Raw genomic sequence first — 16,518 nt, 5'->3', positions numbered from 1 at the left:
CCGTCATGAAGCGCACTTTCCAGCCCAGCCGCCTTGTTCGCGCCCGCCGTCACGGCTTCCGCGCCCGCACGGCGACCGCCGGCGGCCGCAAGGTGCTTCGTGCGCGCCGCGCTCGCGGCCGTTCGAAGCTTTCGGCCTAAGTCTTTCAGCCTCACGGCTGGATGCGGCACGGCCCGTGTCGCCATCCGAGTTCCCGTACCTTTCGGGGATTCGGATGGCGGCACGGGCCGCCGCCGTTTGCAAATCAGCGCTTTTTTCAGCGCGTAGTTTGTGATCGTCGATCGCCGACCCTATCTGTGACCGCGATGACCAGTGCCTACTCCACGATGACCAGGCGGGCCGACTTTGTTGCGGCCAATGCAGGCCTGCGAGTCGCTCGGCCGGGATTCGTGCTTCTTGCCAAGCCGAATGGCGGGCAGGGTATGCGGGCGGGTATCACCGTCACCAAGAAGATCGGCAATGCCGTCGTGCGCAACCGCATGAAGCGGCGCTTCCGGGCGCTGCTGCGCGAGATGTTGCCCGAACATGGCCTTGCCGACACCGACCATGTACTGATCGGCCGCGACAACGGCGTGGAGCGCGATTTTTCGTTGCTTCGCGAGGAACTGCTTGCTGCATTGACGCGGGCCGAAGCCGGCAAGGGCGATCCGCCTCGCCGCAAGGGCGGACCTCGCAGGGGCAAGCGGTGAAGCGCGCTCTGGCCTTCCTCTTTTCCCTGCCGGGAATCGTGCTGATTTTCATCGCACGCGCCTGGCAGCTCGGCCCTTCCCGCGTCATGCCGCCGACCTGCCGCTATGCTCCGTCATGCTCGCAGTATGCGATCGAGGCCGTGGGCAAGCATGGTGCGATTAAGGGTGGCTGGCTGGCGTTCAAGCGTCTATTGCGCTGCCAACCGTGGGGTGGGCACGGCTACGATCCCGTCCCCGACTGAATGAAATCGAGGCAGCCACAGGCGCTGCCGCCGACGCGAATACGACAGGAAAAGCCTTCGTGGATAAGCAGCGCAACATCATCCTGGCGGTCGTCCTGACCGCGCTCGTGCTCTTCGGCTGGGAGGCCGGGGTCGGGTATTTCTACCCGCAGGCGAACAAGCCCCAGCCGGTCGAGCAGGCCACTCCGACCGCGGGCAGCACCGGCAAGCCGACCCGCGAAGGCGGCCTCACCGATTCGGGCGAAGTCGCGCTGGAGCAGCAGGACCTCAAGACCGCGCTGACCGGCGGCAACCGCGTGCCGATCGCGGCGCCCGGCCTGTCGGGTTCGATCAATCTCAACGGCGGCGTTGTCGATGACCTGGTCATCAACCGTCACCGGGAAACGGTGAAGAAGGATTCGGGCCCCGTCCGCATCTATTCGCCCGCCGGCACTCCCGCGCAGCAGTTTGCGCGTTTCGGCTGGGTTGGGCAGGGCGTGAAGGCGCCGGGTCTCGACACTCCGATCGTGTGGACGGCGCCTGCCGGCGCACGGCTGACGCCGGCCACGCCCGTAACCCTGACGTGGGATAACGGTGCGGGCCAGCTCTTCACGCTGACGTACAGGATCGACGACAACTATCTCATCACCGTCGATCAGGCGGTGGCGAACAAGGGCCCGGCGCCCGTTACGCTTCAGGCCTTTGGCGTCGTCAACCGCACTGACCGTACGGCCAGCCTCGATACCTGGAACGTCCATTCCGGCCCGATCGGCGCGTTCGACGGCTCCGTGACGTTCGGCACCAATTACAAGGATGTCGTCAGCGCCGGCAATATCGATCAGGCGGGCAAGGCCGACTGGCTCGGCTTCACCGACGTCTACTGGATGTCGGCACTCGCCCCGGTCAACACCGCCGCAAAGGGCACTTTCCGCTCGCTCGGCAATCAGATTTTCCGCGCCGATCTCGTCTACGACCAGAAGATCGTCCAGCCCGGCCAGCGCCTGGCGGTGACGACCAAGCTCTTCGCGGGCGCCAAGGAGCACAATGTGCTCGACGCCTATGAAAAGGCGGGCATCCCCAACTTCGGCCTGTCGATCGACTGGGGCTGGTTCCGCTGGTTCGAGAAGCCGATCTTCTGGCTGCTCACCTCGCTGTTCAAGCTCGTCGGCAACTTTGGCGTCGCCATCATCCTGCTGACCGCCATCGTGCGCGGCATCATGTTCCCGGTCGCCCAGCGCGGCTTCGCCTCGATGGCCGCGATGCGCGCGATCCAGCCGAAGATGAAGGCGATCCAGGAGCGCTACAAGGACGATAAGCAGAAGCAGCAGCTTGAGATCATGGCGCTCTACAAGCAGGAGAAGGTGAACCCGCTCGCCGGCTGCCTGCCGATGTTCCTCCAGATCCCGGTGTTCTTCGCGCTCTACAAGACGCTGATCCTCGCGATCGAGATGCGCCACCAGCCCTTTGTGTTCTGGATCAAGGACCTTTCGGCGCCCGATCCGCTCCACATCCTCAACCTGTTCGGCCTGCTGCCGTTCGATCCGCCGAGCTTCCTGGCGATCGGCGTGCTCGCCCTGCTGCTCGGCGTGACGATGTACCTGCAGTTCAAGCTGAACCCGGCCCAGATGGACCCGGCGCAGCAGCAGGTCTTCGCGCTCATGCCCTGGTTCATGATGTTCGTGATGGCGCCGTTCGCCTCGGGCCTGCTGGTCTACTGGATTACCTCGAACCTGCTGACCATCGCCCAGCAGAAGTTCCTTTACAGCCGCCATCCGCAGCTCAAGGCGATGGCCGAGAAGGAAGCGCAGGACAAGGCGCGCGCCTCAGAGCGCGGCAAGAGCAAGGCCTGAGACACATCATGAACGAAGAACAGGCAGAACTGATCGAACAGGCGCGCAAGCTCTTTTCAGGACCGGTGACGTTCCTGAAGAGCGCGCCTGCGCTCAAGTTCCTGCCAGACCCCGACGCTCCGGAGATCGCCTTCTGCGGTCGCTCGAACGTCGGCAAGTCGTCGCTGCTCAATGCGCTGACCGGCCGCAAGTCGATCGCGCGCACTTCGGTGACGCCGGGCCGCACGCAGGAACTCAACTTCTTCGAGGTGGGGGAGCCGATGCAGTTCCGCCTCGTCGACATGCCGGGTTACGGCTTCGCCAAGGCTCCGCCCGCCGTCGTCGAGACGTGGCGGCGCCTGGTACGGGATTATCTGCGTGGCCGCGTCGTGCTGAAGCGCACGCTGCTGCTGGTCGATGCCCGTCACGGCGTGAAGACCGTGGATGCCGAGATGATGAAGATGCTGGACGAAGCCGCTGTCGGCTACCGCATCGTCCTGACCAAGTCGGACAAGATCAAGGCAAGCGAACTGGAAAAGGTCCACGCGGAAACCGTGGCTGAAGCGCGCAAGCATCCGGCGGCCTATCCGGAAGTGCACATCACGTCGTCGGAAAAGGGGCTTGGCATTGCTGAACTGCGCGGTGCGGTCTTCGGCGATTCGCTGACCTGATACTCCCGTCCTTCAACAGCTTTCCGGCGCGCCCCGCACCCGCGGTTGGCGCGCCGATTGCTTTTCAGGGATGCGAAACCTGTAACGCTGCGTTCGTAATTCGCGATCATCCTCGCCGCGAAGAACGTCTTGCCGGCAAAACTGCGAATGTGACGATTGCGTGACGGACGCAGTTCCCCTAGAGGCGCTCGGTCGCACCAATGAGAAGAAAGGAGTCTCGCCATGCGCCAGATCGCCGTTCTTCCCTATCGTACCGTCGGCCCTGCCGTGGATGCGCCTATCCAGATCCTGCTGATCACGTCGCGCAGCACCCGCCGCTGGGTAATTCCCAAGGGCGGGTTGATGAAGGGCCTGCTCCCTCACGCCGCTGCTGCAGCGGAGGCAGAGGAAGAGGCGGGCGTGCTCGGCGCGGCCTGTCCGGTTCCGCTGGGGTCGTATCGCTATCGCAAGCAGCGCGCCTCGGGCGCGTCGGTCTGGGCGGACGTTGACGTCTTCCCGTTCTCGGTAACCGAGGAACTCGATACCTGGGACGAACAACATCAGCGCGAACGGCGCTGGTTCTCTCTGTCCGACGCCGCTAAGGCGGTCGACGAAGAGGATCTTCGCGCGCTGATCCGTTCGTTCGGCGCGCGCGAGTTCCGCGCCGCCGCCAGTCCCGCGCGCCTGCTCGGCGCGGTGGCCGACAGGATGGCCGAAAAGACAGGGGTCAATACGATGTTTGCCTGGTTCCAGAAGCTGCTTCCGCAGCAGGGCAATTTCTTCGAGCTGTTCGAGCAGCAGGCTGCCACGCTGGTTGCCGGCGCGGATGCGCTGGCGCGACTCGCGCAGGGCGGTCCGGGTCGCGGACAGCACATTCGCGAGATCGAGGAACGCGAGCATGACGCGGACAATATCACCCGCGAAGTGCTCCAGACGGTGCGCCGCACCTTCCTGACGCCGTTCGATCGTTCGTCGATCACCAGCCTCATCACGACGATGGACGATGCCATCGACGAGATGCAGCAGGTGGCGACTGCCGTGAACCTTTACGAAGTGGCCGAGTTCGAGCCGGAAATGATCGACATGGCGGCGATCATCGTCGACGCCGCGCGCCTCACGGCCGAGATCATGCCGCTGCTGCGCAAGATCGCCGACAATGGCCATCGCCTGCATGAACTGACCGAGCGCCTCGTGCGCATGGAAGGCCATGCCGACGAGATCCATGCCGCCGGCCTCAAGCGCGTGTTCAAGGCGGATAGCGGAAAAGACGCTCTGCACTTCATCGTGCGCCAGGAAATGTTCAAGCGCCTCGAACGCGTGGTCGACCGTTTCGAGGACGTCGCGAACGAGATCGACGGTCTCGTGATCGATCACGCCTGACCGGCGGACACTCGACATGGAGCATACCCTCGCCCTGCCGCTGCTGTTCGGCCTCGTCGCGCTGGCGCTCGCCTTCGACTTCCTGAACGGGCTGCATGACGCTGCCAACGCCATTGCGACCGTGGTGGCCACGCGCCTGCTCTCGCCGGTCGTGGCCGTGCTGTTCGCCGCATTCGGCAATTTCGCCGCCTACTGGATCATGGGCCTCCACGTCGCCGAGACGGTGGGCAAGGGCATCATCGACAAGGACGCGGTGACGCCTGCTGTGGTGTTCGGCGCGCTCGTGGGCGCGATGTTCTGGAACGTGCTGACCTGGATCAAGGGCATCCCCTCGTCCTCCAGCCATGCGCTGATCGGCGGCCTGCTGGGCGCCGGCATCGCGGCGGCCGGGCCGGGTGTCGTCGAATCGGAAGGCACCGTGAAGACGGTGATCGCCATCGTCGCCTCGCCGGTGCTGGGCTTCATCCTGGCGATGGGCATGATGCTGCTGACCTCGTGGCTGTTCAAGGGCTCCACCCCGCGTGCGTCCAACGGCGTCTTCAAGACGCTGCATCTGTTCTCCTCGGCGGCCTACTCGATCAGCCACGGCGGCAACGACGCGCAGAAGACCATGGGCATCATCGCGGTGCTGCTCTATTCCACCGGGCACCTCGAAGGCGGCTTCCATGTGCCCGAATGGGTCGTGCTCGCCTGCTACACGGCGATCTCGATCGGCACGCTCTCGGGCGGGTGGAAGATCATCAAGACGATGGGCTCGAAGCTCACCAAGCTCAACCATCACTCGGGCTTCTGCGCCTCCACGGCCGGCTCGATCGTGGTCTTCGGGGCCAGCGCCATGGGCATTCCTGTCTCGACCACGCACGCCATTACCGGCGCCGTCGTGGGCACCGGCGCCGCCCGCCGCGCCAGCGCGGTGCGCTGGTCGGTGGCAAGCCGCGTCATCGTCGCATGGTTCGTGACCATCCCGGCGAGCGCGGTCGTGGGCGCGCTGTTCTTCTATCTCACGCGCCTTTTCTAAAGGCACGCAGCGGATCGGTGAATGCCTGACCTTGGCAGTCATGGCGGAGCAGGGGGGCGTTTCTCTCCTGCTTTCCTCCTTCCCCTCCTGCGACACGTTGCTACGGCGTTCATCCTCGACTTTGCCAGGCTGAACCGATAGTTCCCTTGGTCAGCCTACGGGGAACTGCGCAGTGAAGCTTATTATCGGCAACAAGAACTATTCGAGCTGGTCGCTCCGCGGCTGGCTGGCCTGCAAGCAGTCGGGCCTTGCCTTCGAAGAAATCACGGTCCCGCTGTTCGGCGACGACTGGGAAGCCAAGCGCAGTTCCGACGATCTCGCACCGAGCCACGGCAAGGTGCCGATTCTCTGGGACGGCGAAGCGGTGGTGTGGGACAGTCTCGCCATCATTGATTATCTGGCGGACAAGGTCGGCCGTGACCGTTTCTGGCCGAAGGACGATGCCGCGCGCGCGATGGCCCGTTCGATGGTGGCCGAGATGCACTCCAGCTACATGGCGCTGCGCCGCGCCTGTCCGATGAACATCCGCACCCGTGTCCAGGGCGTGTCGCTGGGTGAGGATGTCCGCGCGGATGTCGTGCGCATCCTCACGCTCTGGGCGGAAGCGCGTGCCCGTTTCGGCAAGGGCGGGCCGTTCCTGTTCGGCACCTTCAGCGCGGCAGACGTGATCTACGCGCCGGTGGTCAGCCGCTTCCTCACTTACGGCGTCGGCGTTCCCGGCTTCGCGCAGGCCTATATGCAGGCCATGTGGGAGCACGAGTGGATGCAGCAGTGGATCAACGCCGCCGAGGCCGAGGACTGGGTCATCGAGCAATACGAGACCCCGGTCCAGTAGCACGCTATCGCAGGCGTCTGGCGGGGTAGGGAGTGCCGTCCTTGTGGAGGTAGCCCTGCTCGTTCCACATCATGTCGATGTCGGGATAGGAACCGCCCGCGTCCCGGCCTGCGCTGACCGCGATGAACACGCAGTCGGCATCGCTTTCGTTGCGCAGGTGATGGCCTAGCCGCACGCCCCTGGCCCAGGCGCATATGTCGCCGGGGCGCAGCACGGTGCGGCTGTCATCCTCGACCAGTACCGCCTCACCCGAGAGCATCACCAGCAATTCGTCCTCGCCCTCGTGCCAGTGGCGCTGGCTGGACCATGCTCCGGGCTTCAGCACGACATGGCTGGCGCCCATTTCGGTCAACCCGCCCACGGGTGCGAGGCGGCGCCACCAGCGACCCTCGACCGCCGTATCGAAAGGCGCCGGGTAGCCGGTGCCGTTCGAGGGTGGGATGGCTTCGATATCCAGTTTGGGCATGGTCGCTCTCCCGCGAAACGCTGTGCTTCGGCTATGGTCTTGGGCGCGCTCCTGTGCAATGGCCCGGGCCATGACCGAACCCGTACTCGCGCTCGCCGAAGCCCTGCTTGCCTGCCCCAGCGTCACGCCCGCAACCGGCGCGGTGTTCGATTGCCTGGAAAGCCAGCTCGCCCCGCTCGGCTTCGCGGTCCATCGCTTCCTCGCGGGTAAGGCACCAGACGGCCCGGTCGAGAACCTTTTCGCGATCCGCAAGGGCCCCGTGGGTTCGCGCCACTTCGCCTTCGCCGGCCACCTCGACGTTGTGCCTCCGGGCGAGGGCTGGAGCAGCGCTCCCTTCGCGCCGGAAGTGCGCGGCGAGCTGCTTTACGGCCGCGGTGCGGTGGACATGAAGGGCTCCATCGCCTGCATGGTTGCCGCCGCCGCGCAGATCCCGGCGGAAGCGGGTACGATCAGCTTCGTCATCACCGGCGACGAGGAAGGCCCGGCGCGCTTCGGTACGCTCGCCCTGATCGATCACATGCGCGAAGTGGGCGAAATCCCTGACCTCTGCCTCGTCGGAGAGCCTACTTCGGTGCACCGCCTGGGCGACATGATGAAGATCGGCCGTCGCGGCTCGGTCAACATCTGGCTTGAGGTGGAAGGCGTGCAGGGCCACGTCGCCTATCCGCATCTGGCCAACAATCCGATCACCGGGCTGGTGGCGATGCTGTCCGAACTCGACGCCATCGTGCTGGACGAAGGGACCGACTGGTTCCAGGCCAGCAATCTTGAAGTGACCGACCTCACTGTCGGCAATCCGGCCACCAATGTGATTCCGGCCCGGGCCTCGGCGCGCATCTCGATCCGCTTCAACGACCTGCACACCGGCGAAAGCCTGTCGCGCCGCGTCACCGAGATTGCCGAGCGCCACGGCGGGACCGCGCGCCCGGTGATTTCGGGCGAGGCGTTCCTTACCGAGCCCGGCGCGTTCTCCGCCATGCTGGCGGAAGCGATCCGCGCCGAGACCGGGGTGGAGCCGGAGCTTTCCACCAGCGGCGGAACTTCGGACGCCCGCTTCCTCAAGGACCTTTCGCCGGTGATCGAGTTCGGCCTGTCGAACGCGACGATGCACAAGCGCGATGAAGCGGTGGCGATCCCCGATCTCGACATGCTCGTGCGCATCTATCGCCGCGTGACCGAGGCGGCGCTCGCGAGGCCCTGAACCTGACGGAAACTGTCCGGCCCGGCGTTGACCCGCCGGGTCACGCTGTTAGTGTCGCCAGCAATTTTGTTGCGAGGTGGGAATGGGCAGGCGCCTGACGCTTTATATCATTATCGGCATGGTGCTGGGCATCGCCGTGGGCTGGGTACTGCACGCGAGCCTGCCGGCGGACGATCCGCGGCTTGCGGAATGGGCCGACTATTTCAAGCTGCTGCCCGACGTCTTCCTGAAGCTCATCAAGATGATCATCGCGCCGCTGGTCTTCGCGACGATCGTCACGGGCATTTCCGGCATGGGCGACAGCGCGGCGCTCGGCCGCATCGGCGGCAAGGCGCTGGGCTGGTTCATAACCGCCAGCCTGATCTCGCTCGGTCTCGGTCTGGTGCTGGTGAACCTGTTCAAGCCGGGTGTCGGCGCCGGCCTCACCACGGCGTCCGATCTCGGCAAGCTGGAAATGGGCGAACTGACGCTTCGCCATTTCATCCTCGAAATCTTCCCGAGCAGCGCCGTCGATGCGATGGCGGAAAACAACATCCTGCAAATCCTCGTCTTCTCGCTCTTCGTCGGGGTCGGGCTCACCGCGATCGGCGAACGCGGCGCGATCATCGTCAAGGTGAGCGAGGCACTGTCCGAACTGATGCTGCAGGTCACCGACTATGTGATGCGCTTTGCGCCTTTCGCGGTGTTCGGCGCGCTTGCCAGCGTGATCGCGGTGCGCGGGCTTGGCATCATCGTTACTTACGGCGTGCTGGTCAGCGAATTCTACTTCGCAATGCTTCTGCTCTGGCTGCTGCTGTTCCTCGTGGGCGGGATCTTCCTGCGCGGGCGGATCGTCACCCTGTTCCGCTACATCCGCGAGCCGCTGCTGCTCTCGTTCTCAACCGCATCCTCCGAAGCCAGCCTGCCGAAGCTGTTCGAGCAGCTTGACCGTTTCGGCGTGCCGCGCCGCATCTCGGGCTTCATCCTGCCGCTGGGCTACAGCTTCAATCTCGACGGCTCGATGATCTATATGAGCTTCGCGTCGATCTTCATCGCGCAGGCCTATGGCATCCACGTTCCCATCGGCACGCAGATCCTGATGCTGCTGACTCTGATGGTCAGTTCGAAGGGCATCGCCGGCGTGCCGCGCGCCAGCCTCGTGGTAATCGCGGCAACGCTGACGCAGTTCGGCCTGCCGGTGGAAGGCATCGCGCTGCTGCTCGGCATCGACACCTTCCTCGACATGGGCCGCTCGGCGACGAACGTCGTGGGAAATGCGGTGGCGACAGCTGTCATCACCCGCAGCGAGGGCATGCTCCAGCCGCTGGTCGATCCGGACGAGGAAATGCCTCACGCACCGACCCGGACTTCTTCGGACGGCCGCAGAGGGCTGAACGTCGATCCCGAGCAGTACGAGGCCTGAAGCGATAGCGCAGGGGAGCAACGCTTCCCTGCGCCCCAATAATGCCAGGCCGCGCGGCAAGGAGCGCACGCCGTAACTGCGCGCGCTTCTATTCGAAGCGGCCGGGAATCTCCCGCTTATTGCTCCAGCTTTACGGGCGTGAACGGCGCCAGTCCGCAGCCGCCGCCGCGCTGGAAACCGTTCCCCACGCGGTTGAGCGGATAGATGATATCGTTCCGGCAGAGCTGCGAAAGCGAGGTCGCGTATGTAAAGCTGTCGGCGGATTTCAGCCCAGAGCAGCGGTTCGGCAGCGTTACCCGCCAGACCCGGTTTCCAGCGCCGCCGATGAAATCGATCGTCCAGTCGTCGCGGATGCGCGTGTTCGAGAACTGCGCCAGCGGCAGGCAGTCCTGCGCAGCGCCGATTGCCTGCGCGGCGGGGCTTGCAGGTGGTGGCGGCTTTGCCTCCTGCTGGGAGCAGGCGCTGGCGAGAAGCACGGCAGGGGCGAAGGGCACGAAGGCGATGTGACGGCGGAGCATGGACATCCTCCCGATCAGGCAGCCTTGCGAGCGGCTCCCTTCTCCAGAACCTTGTCCTTGTAGTCGCACAAGTCAATCACCGGGCAACGCCAGCACTCGGGCGTGCGCGCCTTGCAGATGTAGCGGCCGTGCAGGATCATCCAGTGGTGCGATCCCACCCGGAAAGGCTGCGGCACGCGCTTTTCGAGCTGCTTTTCGACTGCCAGCGGGGTCTTGCCCTTGGCAATCCCCGTACGGTTGCCGACGCGGAAGATATGCGTGTCGACCGCAAAGGTCTCGGCCCCGAAGGCGCAGTTCATGACCACGTTGGCGGTCTTGCGACCCACGCCGGGCAGTTCGACCAGCGCATCGCGGTCTTCCGGCACTTCGCCGTCATAGCGATCGACGAGGATTTCGGAGAGCGCGATGACGTTTTTGGCCTTGGAATTGAACAGCCCGATCGTCTTGATATGCTGTTTCAGACCTTCCTCGCCCAGCTCGACCATTTGCGCCGGGGTCTTCACCTCGCGGAACAGTGCGCGCGTCGCCTTGTTGACGCCGACGTCGGTCGACTGCGCTGAAAGCACCACGGCGACGAGAAGCTGGTAGTTGTTGCCGAATTCCAGCTCCGTCTCGGGCGAGGGATTAAGCTCGGCGAGACGGCGGAAGAATTCGAAAATCTCGGCCTTGTTCAAAGGTCCAGCACCTCGGGCATGGTATAGCGGCCTGCTTTCCTGCCGAGCAGCCACTGTGCCGCCTTGACCGCTCCACGCGCGAAGATCGTGCGGTTTTCGGCGAGGTGCGAGAACGACAGGCGCTCGCTGTCGGCCAGGAAATGTACGGTGTGATCGCCCGCAACGGTGCCGCCGCGCAGCGCCGCGAAGCCGATGGTCCCGCTCTCGCGCTTGCCGGTTATGCCGTCGCGGCCACGCACGGCCGCCTCGGGCAGGCTGACTTCGCGGCCCTTGGCTGCCGCCTCGCCAAGCAGCAGTGCGGTGCCGGAGGGGGCGTCGACCTTCATGCGGTGGTGAGTCTCGACGATCTCGATATCCCAGTCCTCGCCAAGGCGGCTCGCGGCTTCGCGCACGAGATGAGCGAGCAGGGTGACGCCGAGCGAGGTATTGCCGGTCTGGAGCACGGGGATCGTTTCGGCGGCGGTGTCGACCAGCCAGTGATGGCGTTCTTCAAGGCCGGTGGTGCCGATGACGATCGGCTTGCCGGCAGCCATGGCGGCATCGAGGTTGCCCTCAAGCGCGCCGGGGCTGGAAAAATCGATCAGCACGTCGGATTTGGCGGCCAGCGCTGTCACGTCGCCATCGCGGTCGATCCCGCCCGCAACTTCCTCGCCTGCAGCGGCGATAGCCTCCGCGATTGCGCGTCCCATGCGTCCTTCGCTGCCGATAATTCCGATTCGTGCCACTTGCCGTCTCCGTTGAAGGCTGGTCTCATGGCCGGGATGAAGGACATCCGCAACATCGTCATCCTTACCGGAGCAGGCGTTTCGGCCGAAAGCGGCATCGATACCTTTCGTGACGGAGGAGGGCTGTGGGAGCAGCACAGGGTGGAGGATGTGGCGACGCCCGAGGCCTTCGCGCGTGATCCCGATCTTGTCCTGCGCTTCTATGACATGCGGCGCGAAGCGATCCAGACCAAGGCGCCCAATGCCGCTCACCTCGCTTTGGCGAAGCTGGACCGGGAGTGGGAGGGCGAACTGCTGATCGTCACCCAGAATGTCGACGATCTTCACGAGCGGGCGGGCGCGCGGCGGGTGCTGCACATGCATGGAGAGCATCTCAACGCATGGTGCACGGCCTGCGACCTGCGTTCGCCCTGGAGGGGCCCGCTGATCGATCGCCCGCAGTGCCCGGAATGCGGCGAGGCGGCGCTCCGGCCCGACATCGTCTGGTTCGGCGAGATGCCCTACCGCATGGAGGAGATATTCGAAGCGCTGGAGCGGGCGGACCTGTTCGTCTCGATCGGCACTTCCGGCGCGGTCTATCCGGCCGCCGGTTTCGTGCGCAACGCCCGCGAATTCGGCGCGGCGACCCTCGAACTGAACCTGGAGCCCTCGCAAGGGACGCTCTGGTTCGACGAGGCGCGCCATGGCCCCGCAACCGAGCTGGTGGCGGCATGGGTCGATGAGATGCTTGCGGCATGAGCCTTCTTCGCGGCAGCTGTCACTGCGGCGCGGTCACTGTGGAGCTCACGGGCGATCCGCATGACGTTTGCGACTGCAATTGCTCGGTCTGCCGCCGGCTGGGAGCCCTGTGGTCCTATCACAGCCTTTCGAAAGTGCGGATCGAGGGAGCGCTCACCGGCTATCGGAGGGGGGAGGAAGTGTTGACCTTCTGGCACTGCCCGCAATGCGGCTGCACCACGCACTGGAGCCCGGTTGACCTTGCAAAGGACCGCATGGGCGTGAACATGCGGCTGTTTGCCCCCGAACTGCTCGCGCGGTTATCGGTCTATCATCACGACGGCGCGAGTGCCTGAACACCGCAGGCGCGGCAGCCGGGATCCTTGGCGATCCTGAGCGCGCGCATCGACGGGGCCATGCCGTCGATCAGGTGGAGCGTGCCGAACTGCGGATCGCCCAGCGCGGCCTTGCCGGCGAGCAGCACGCGCATGGCATGCATCGCCGCGAAAGTGCCGACCATGCCGACCATTGCTCCCAGCACCCCGTCCGCTGCGCAAGTGTCGCAGTCCTGGGCGTCGAAGGCGTCACCCACGAAGCACCGATAGCAGGCCTGGTCGGTCCGGTGTCCGGCGAAATTGGCGACTTGTCCCTGGAAGCGGCCGACTGCCGCACTCGTCAGCGGAATGCCCAATTCGACACAGGTATCCGACACCAGCAGCCGAGTCGCGAAGTTGTCACACCCGTCCAGTACCACGCTCGCGCCGGAGAGAATCCCTGCAGCGTTGTCACCCCCGAGACGCGTAACGCACGGCAGGATCTCAAGGCCAAGATCAAAGCGCCGCACCCATTCGGCCGCCGCTTCCGCCTTGGGCTTGCCGATATCCGATGGCGAATAAACCGTCTGGCGTTGCAGATTGCTGACGTCCACCGTGTCGTCGTCGATCAGCGTCAGCCGTCCTATGCCGGCTGCGGCGAGATACTGAAGGGCAGGACTGCCGATCCCGCCGCAGCCGACAAGCACCACATGAGCTTCGGCCAGTGCAACCTGGCCTGCACCGCCGACTTCGGGCAGCACGATATGGCGGGCGAAGCGCTGCAGTCGTTCGGGAGAAAGGATCATGGGGCGCCTGTATCTTCGGAAGTGGGGGCCTCGCGTTCGGGAATGCGTTCCTTGCGGAAGCCGTGCATTCCGAACCACCACTGCGTGGCGATGACCGCGCCCTTGGCAGGCTGGAGCATGCCGATCATCATCGCCACCGCAAGCGGGATCAGGATCGCGAACATAGCGGCCGGGCCCAGGTGAAAGTCCTTGGACAAGGCGATGATAAGCGGGGCCATCAGGTGCCCGGTCACGATCATCGCGATATATGCCGGAAAGTCGTCCGAGCGCTGGGGCGTGAGGTCCAGCGTGCACAGGGCGCAGCGATCTAGCGGTTTCAACCACTTGCGGAACAACCTGCCCTCGCCGCAGCGCGGACAGCGGCAGCGAATGCCGCGTAGCGCGGCTTGCGAATAGCTGGCGGGGAGGGCGGGAGTCATGCCCGGGGCCTACAGCATCGAAGGCGCGCGGGGCAAGGGAGCGGAATACCGGCCGGGCGAACAGCGTTCGCTGCCGCCGGGCGTCATTCGTTTCGCGAAATCCGCACATTGTTGCGCCCGCCATTCCTGGCGGCCATGAGCGCATTGCCCGCGATCCGGGTGGCGTCTTCGAGCTGCGCAAAGCTGCGGACCGGGGCGAGCCCGCAGGAGAGAGTGACCGGCCATTCGTCCCCCCGAAGCGTGGGGTCGAGCGCGATGCTGGCCTGAAGGCGTTCCATCACCAATCGAGCCTCGTCCAGCATGGTATCGGGAAAGAGAATGGCGAATTCGCCGCCGTTCCTGCGGCTGGGCAGATCGGAGCGGCGGACGCCGTGCTCCAGTCGGCGCGCGACCTCGCGCAGCAGCGAATCGCCGGTGGCGCGGCCGAACCGGTCGTTGATGGTCGCAAAACGGTCGATATCGATCAGCGCGAGCACGGCGTTGCCACCGTCGATGAGCACGCGTTCCGCCGAATCGAGGAAGCCGAAGCGGTTGCGCAGCCCCGTCAGCGCGTCTCGTTCGGCGGTCTCGAGTCTCGGCTCGGTCCGTGCCGCCGATTGCTGGACGGCAAGGGCCACGCCGTGGAGAAGCCGGCCGGCAAGGTCGTCGCCTCCGGTCGGCACCGGGCCGACATGCTCTCCGGCCTGCGCTGCGCGCAGCATCGCGGTTGCCTCGCGGATCGGGGCGAGCAGGGCATGGATGACGGATAGCGCGATGATCGCGCCGATCGCGGTTGCTGCGGCCATGAAGCCCAGCAGGTCCGTGCGCCAGATGCCGGTCACGGCCTGGAAGCCGGCGGCGGCCACCAAGGGCAGGCCTGCCGCGCCAAGGCAGGCGAGGAGGATTCGCCATTCATAGCGCCGGGGAAACACGAATGTCGTCGCCTGATAGAAGCGCATGGAGAATGCCTCTTCTTCGCCAGCGGGCATGGGCCCGGTTTCCAGCAGGCTAGCGCATCTCGCTTATTCAATGGTTAAAATTTTACACTCTTCGGTATCCGCGATGTTGCCGGAAGGGGTTCCGAGGCTTCTCGGGTGCTTCGCCCGGATAAGAAAAGAGCCCGAAAAACGCGCTCGACCGGCGCGTCTTTCGGGCTCTTTCCATGTCGTTAGCCTGCAGTGCAGGCTTGTGGACAAGTCTGTGTGAAGGCTGTGGGTTTTCGGAGGAAAGCTCCGAAAACCTCAGGATTCGAGCTGGCGCAGAAGCGAACGCACGTCGCCGTCCATGTCGGCGTCGCGGCTGCGCAGTTCCTCGATCAGGCGCACGGCATGGATTACCGTGGAGTGATCGCGGCCGCCGAACTTGCGGCCGATTTCCGGATAGGAGCGCGGGGTCAGCACCTTGGCGAGGTACATGGCCACCTGGCGCGGGCGCACGACGGCGCGGGCGCGGCGCTTGGAGCTCATCTCTGTCCGGTCGATCCGGTAGAACTGGCAGACCGTGCGCTGGATCTCGTCGATCGTGATGCGGCGGCGATTGGCCGAGAGGATGTCGGTAAGCTGTTCTTCTGCCAGCTGGAGCGAGACGGCCTGTCCGGTGAGCTGGGCATAGGCGATCAGCTTGTTCAAGCCGCCGACCAGTTCACGCACGTTGCGATTGATGGTGCGCGCCAGGAACTCGATCACGTCCGAAGGCACGTCCACAGAAGCAAAGCGGCCGAGTCGGTTTTCGAGAATCGAACGGCGCAGTTCGATGTCGGCCGGCTGGATATCGGCGACGAGGCCCATCGACAGACGCGAGAGCAGGCGAGGTTCCACGCCGTCGAGCGCCTGCGGCGCACGGTCGGCGGCGAAGACCAGGCGCTTGCCTTCCTGAAGCAGCGCATCGATCGTGTAGAGCAGTTCTTCCTGCGCCGATGCCTTGCCGATGATGAACTGGATATCGTCCACCAGCAGAAGGTCGAAGCCGCGCAGGCGCGACTTGAACTCGATCATCTGGTTCTGGCGCAGCGCCTGGACGAACTCGACCATGAAGCGCTCGGCCGAGCAGTAGAAGATCCGGGCGTGCGGATGATTCGCGAGATAGGCATGGCCGATCGCGTGAAGAAGGTGCGTCTTGCCCTGACCCGTCGCGCCCTTGAGGTAGAGCGGCGAGAACTGCGGCGTTTCGGTGGCCGACATGCGCTGTGCGGCATTGCAGGCGAGCACGTTGCTCTGGCCGGTCACGAACGAGGTGAAGGTCTGCGAGGCGTCGATCCCGGCCGGACCCTGGCCAAGCGCGGCGAAGGCTTCGCCCTGAAGCACGGCTGCCATCGAATCGGCGGTGCCCTGTGCCGAATCGTTCGCCGGGGCGCTGCTCGGGCGGCCGCCGCTGCCGAGACGCAGTTCGGGCAGCTGGCGACGGCCGGGGTGAACGAGGATGCGGACGTGGCGCACGTCGGGACGGGCGATCTTCCAGGCCAGCGAGAGACGGTCCGCGAAACGATCCGCCACCCAGTTCGCCGAGAACTCGGTCGGCAGGTACAGATCGAGGGTACCCGTTTCCTTGCAGTAGTTGCCCGGCTGGATCGGCTTGATCCACTGGCTGTGCGCCTGCTGGCCGAGATCCTTGCGCAGGCCCTGGCTGATGTCAGCCCAGTCTGCCGCCAGATTTACGGCTTCCTGATCCTCTTCCAT

General features: G+C 65.1%; 20 protein-coding genes. 12 read left to right on the top strand and 8 right to left on the bottom strand.

What is annotated here, in order from left to right:
- Positions 1–5: 5 nt before the first annotated feature.
- The 8 genes from rpmH to U9J33_RS00065 all read left to right on the top strand — a co-directional run bounded on the left by rpmH (position 6) and on the right by U9J33_RS00065 (position 6,622).
- Positions 6–140 (top strand): 50S ribosomal protein L34, encoded by a 135-nt coding sequence (rpmH, locus tag U9J33_RS00100; protein ID WP_021233512.1) that lies wholly within the window; start codon positions 6–8, stop codon positions 138–140.
- Positions 141–305: 165 nt separating this feature from the next.
- Positions 306–689 (top strand): ribonuclease P protein component, encoded by a 384-nt coding sequence (gene rnpA / locus U9J33_RS00095; protein ID WP_054439403.1) that lies wholly within the window; start codon positions 306–308, stop codon positions 687–689.
- Entirely contained in the window at positions 686–931 is a 246-nt protein-coding gene (gene yidD, locus U9J33_RS00090) for a membrane protein insertion efficiency factor YidD (protein WP_420719849.1), read from the top strand. The genes rnpA and yidD overlap by 4 nt, the downstream gene beginning before the upstream one ends.
- Positions 932–990: 59 nt before the next feature.
- On the top strand, positions 991–2,760 hold the full coding sequence (gene yidC, locus U9J33_RS00085) for a membrane protein insertase YidC (protein WP_324697043.1): 1,770 nt from the start codon (positions 991–993) through the stop codon (positions 2,758–2,760).
- A gap of 8 nt (positions 2,761–2,768) precedes the next feature.
- Entirely contained in the window at positions 2,769–3,410 is a 642-nt protein-coding gene (yihA, locus tag U9J33_RS00080; RefSeq protein ID WP_054439408.1) for a ribosome biogenesis GTP-binding protein YihA/YsxC, read from the top strand.
- Positions 3,411–3,632: 222 nt separating this feature from the next.
- Positions 3,633–4,769: a DUF47 family protein gene (locus U9J33_RS00075; protein ID WP_082370457.1), complete on the top strand. Its 1,137-nt coding sequence runs from the start codon at positions 3,633–3,635 to the stop codon at positions 4,767–4,769.
- A gap of 16 nt (positions 4,770–4,785) precedes the next feature.
- Entirely contained in the window at positions 4,786–5,787 is a 1,002-nt protein-coding gene (locus U9J33_RS00070; RefSeq protein WP_054439411.1) for an inorganic phosphate transporter, read from the top strand.
- Positions 5,788–5,959: 172 nt separating this feature from the next.
- Positions 5,960–6,622 (top strand): glutathione S-transferase family protein, encoded by a 663-nt coding sequence (locus U9J33_RS00065; protein ID WP_324697038.1) that lies wholly within the window; start codon positions 5,960–5,962, stop codon positions 6,620–6,622.
- A gap of 4 nt (positions 6,623–6,626) precedes the next feature.
- Here the strand turns inward: U9J33_RS00065 and U9J33_RS00060 are convergent, their stop codons facing one another.
- Positions 6,627–7,088, bottom strand: a complete 462-nt coding sequence (locus tag U9J33_RS00060) for a cupin domain-containing protein (RefSeq protein ID WP_324697036.1) — start codon at positions 7,086–7,088, stop codon at positions 6,627–6,629.
- A gap of 70 nt (positions 7,089–7,158) precedes the next feature.
- Here U9J33_RS00060 and dapE point away from each other — a divergent pair, with 70 nt between their 5' ends.
- Both dapE and U9J33_RS00050 read left to right on the top strand, forming a co-directional pair.
- Entirely contained in the window at positions 7,159–8,289 is a 1,131-nt protein-coding gene (gene dapE / locus U9J33_RS00055) for a succinyl-diaminopimelate desuccinylase (protein WP_054439572.1), read from the top strand.
- Between the two features lie 82 nt (positions 8,290–8,371).
- Positions 8,372–9,691, top strand: coding sequence for a dicarboxylate/amino acid:cation symporter (locus U9J33_RS00050; protein WP_185998531.1), 1,320 nt, complete (start codon positions 8,372–8,374; stop codon positions 9,689–9,691).
- Between the two features lie 116 nt (positions 9,692–9,807).
- Here the strand turns inward: U9J33_RS00050 and U9J33_RS00045 are convergent, their stop codons facing one another.
- From U9J33_RS00045 to dapB, 3 genes are read right to left on the bottom strand one after another with little or no spacing between them, the layout of a single operon-like run.
- A complete protein-coding gene (locus tag U9J33_RS00045) occupies positions 9,808–10,209 on the bottom strand; it encodes a hypothetical protein (protein WP_054439574.1) in 402 nt (133 codons plus the stop codon).
- Positions 10,210–10,223: 14 nt separating this feature from the next.
- Positions 10,224–10,883 carry an endonuclease III gene (gene nth, locus U9J33_RS00040; protein WP_054439419.1) on the bottom strand — a complete coding sequence of 220 codons (660 nt, stop codon included), beginning with the start codon at positions 10,881–10,883 and terminating at the stop codon, positions 10,224–10,226.
- On the bottom strand, positions 10,880–11,608 hold the full coding sequence (gene dapB, locus U9J33_RS00035; RefSeq protein ID WP_324697031.1) for a 4-hydroxy-tetrahydrodipicolinate reductase: 729 nt from the start codon (positions 11,606–11,608) through the stop codon (positions 10,880–10,882). Before dapB ends, nth begins: the two co-directional genes overlap by 4 nt.
- A 36-nt stretch (positions 11,609–11,644) precedes the next feature.
- On the opposite strand from dapB, the gene U9J33_RS00030 reads away from it, so the two are divergent.
- Together U9J33_RS00030 and U9J33_RS00025 are read left to right on the top strand one after the other, a co-directional pair.
- The gene (locus U9J33_RS00030) at positions 11,645–12,346 is read left to right on the top strand and encodes an NAD-dependent deacylase (RefSeq protein ID WP_054439576.1); all 702 of its coding nucleotides are present in this window, start codon (positions 11,645–11,647) and stop codon (positions 12,344–12,346) included.
- Positions 12,343–12,681: a GFA family protein gene (locus U9J33_RS00025; RefSeq protein WP_324697029.1), complete on the top strand. Its 339-nt coding sequence runs from the start codon at positions 12,343–12,345 to the stop codon at positions 12,679–12,681. Before U9J33_RS00030 ends, U9J33_RS00025 begins: the two co-directional genes overlap by 4 nt.
- Here U9J33_RS00025 and U9J33_RS00020 read toward each other — a convergent pair.
- The 4 genes from U9J33_RS00020 to dnaA all read right to left on the bottom strand — a co-directional run bounded on the left by U9J33_RS00020 (position 12,660) and on the right by dnaA (position 16,518).
- Positions 12,660–13,445, bottom strand: a complete 786-nt coding sequence (locus U9J33_RS00020; protein WP_324697027.1) for a HesA/MoeB/ThiF family protein — start codon at positions 13,443–13,445, stop codon at positions 12,660–12,662. The two genes, U9J33_RS00025 and U9J33_RS00020, sit on opposite strands and share 22 nt — an antisense overlap.
- A complete protein-coding gene (locus U9J33_RS00015; protein WP_324697025.1) occupies positions 13,442–13,864 on the bottom strand; it encodes a DUF983 domain-containing protein in 423 nt (140 codons plus the stop codon). The genes U9J33_RS00020 and U9J33_RS00015 overlap by 4 nt, the downstream gene beginning before the upstream one ends.
- Before the next feature lie 83 nt (positions 13,865–13,947).
- Complete coding sequence (locus U9J33_RS00010; protein ID WP_292635606.1) at positions 13,948–14,832, bottom strand: GGDEF domain-containing protein; 885 nt, start codon at positions 14,830–14,832, stop codon at positions 13,948–13,950.
- Between the two features lie 252 nt (positions 14,833–15,084).
- A complete protein-coding gene (gene dnaA / locus U9J33_RS00005; protein WP_054439426.1) occupies positions 15,085–16,518 on the bottom strand; it encodes a chromosomal replication initiator protein DnaA in 1,434 nt (477 codons plus the stop codon).

The sequence above is a fragment of the Novosphingobium sp. RL4 genome, assembly GCF_035658495.1.
Taxonomy (GTDB): Bacteria; Pseudomonadota; Alphaproteobacteria; order Sphingomonadales; family Sphingomonadaceae; genus Novosphingobium.
Note: the sequence above shows the minus strand (reverse complement) of the source record. Positions and strands in the feature narration are given on the sequence as shown.

Excerpts from the sequence above, each read along its gene's own strand:
- rpmH (WP_021233512.1), top strand. The coding sequence starts at position 6 with ATGAAGCGCACTTTCCAGCCCAGCCGCCTTGTTCGCGCCCGCCGTCAC.
- rnpA (WP_054439403.1), top strand. The coding sequence starts at position 306 with ATGACCAGTGCCTACTCCACGATGACCAGGCGGGCCGACTTTGTTGCG.
- yihA (WP_054439408.1), top strand. The coding sequence starts at position 2,769 with ATGAACGAAGAACAGGCAGAACTGATCGAACAGGCGCGCAAGCTCTTT.
- U9J33_RS00075 (WP_082370457.1), top strand. The coding sequence starts at position 3,633 with ATGCGCCAGATCGCCGTTCTTCCCTATCGTACCGTCGGCCCTGCCGTG.
- U9J33_RS00070 (WP_054439411.1), top strand. The coding sequence starts at position 4,786 with ATGGAGCATACCCTCGCCCTGCCGCTGCTGTTCGGCCTCGTCGCGCTG.
- U9J33_RS00060 (WP_324697036.1), bottom strand. The coding sequence starts at position 7,088 with ATGCCCAAACTGGATATCGAAGCCATCCCACCCTCGAACGGCACCGGC.
- dapE (WP_054439572.1), top strand. The coding sequence starts at position 7,159 with ATGACCGAACCCGTACTCGCGCTCGCCGAAGCCCTGCTTGCCTGCCCC.
- U9J33_RS00050 (WP_185998531.1), top strand. The coding sequence starts at position 8,372 with ATGGGCAGGCGCCTGACGCTTTATATCATTATCGGCATGGTGCTGGGC.
- U9J33_RS00045 (WP_054439574.1), bottom strand. The coding sequence starts at position 10,209 with ATGCTCCGCCGTCACATCGCCTTCGTGCCCTTCGCCCCTGCCGTGCTT.
- U9J33_RS00030 (WP_054439576.1), top strand. The coding sequence starts at position 11,645 with ATGAAGGACATCCGCAACATCGTCATCCTTACCGGAGCAGGCGTTTCG.
- U9J33_RS00025 (WP_324697029.1), top strand. The coding sequence starts at position 12,343 with ATGAGCCTTCTTCGCGGCAGCTGTCACTGCGGCGCGGTCACTGTGGAG.
- U9J33_RS00020 (WP_324697027.1), bottom strand. The coding sequence starts at position 13,445 with ATGATCCTTTCTCCCGAACGACTGCAGCGCTTCGCCCGCCATATCGTG.
- U9J33_RS00015 (WP_324697025.1), bottom strand. The coding sequence starts at position 13,864 with ATGACTCCCGCCCTCCCCGCCAGCTATTCGCAAGCCGCGCTACGCGGC.
- U9J33_RS00010 (WP_292635606.1), bottom strand. The coding sequence starts at position 14,832 with ATGCCCGCTGGCGAAGAAGAGGCATTCTCCATGCGCTTCTATCAGGCG.
- dnaA (WP_054439426.1), bottom strand. The coding sequence starts at position 16,518 with ATGGAAGAGGATCAGGAAGCCGTAAATCTGGCGGCAGACTGGGCTGAC.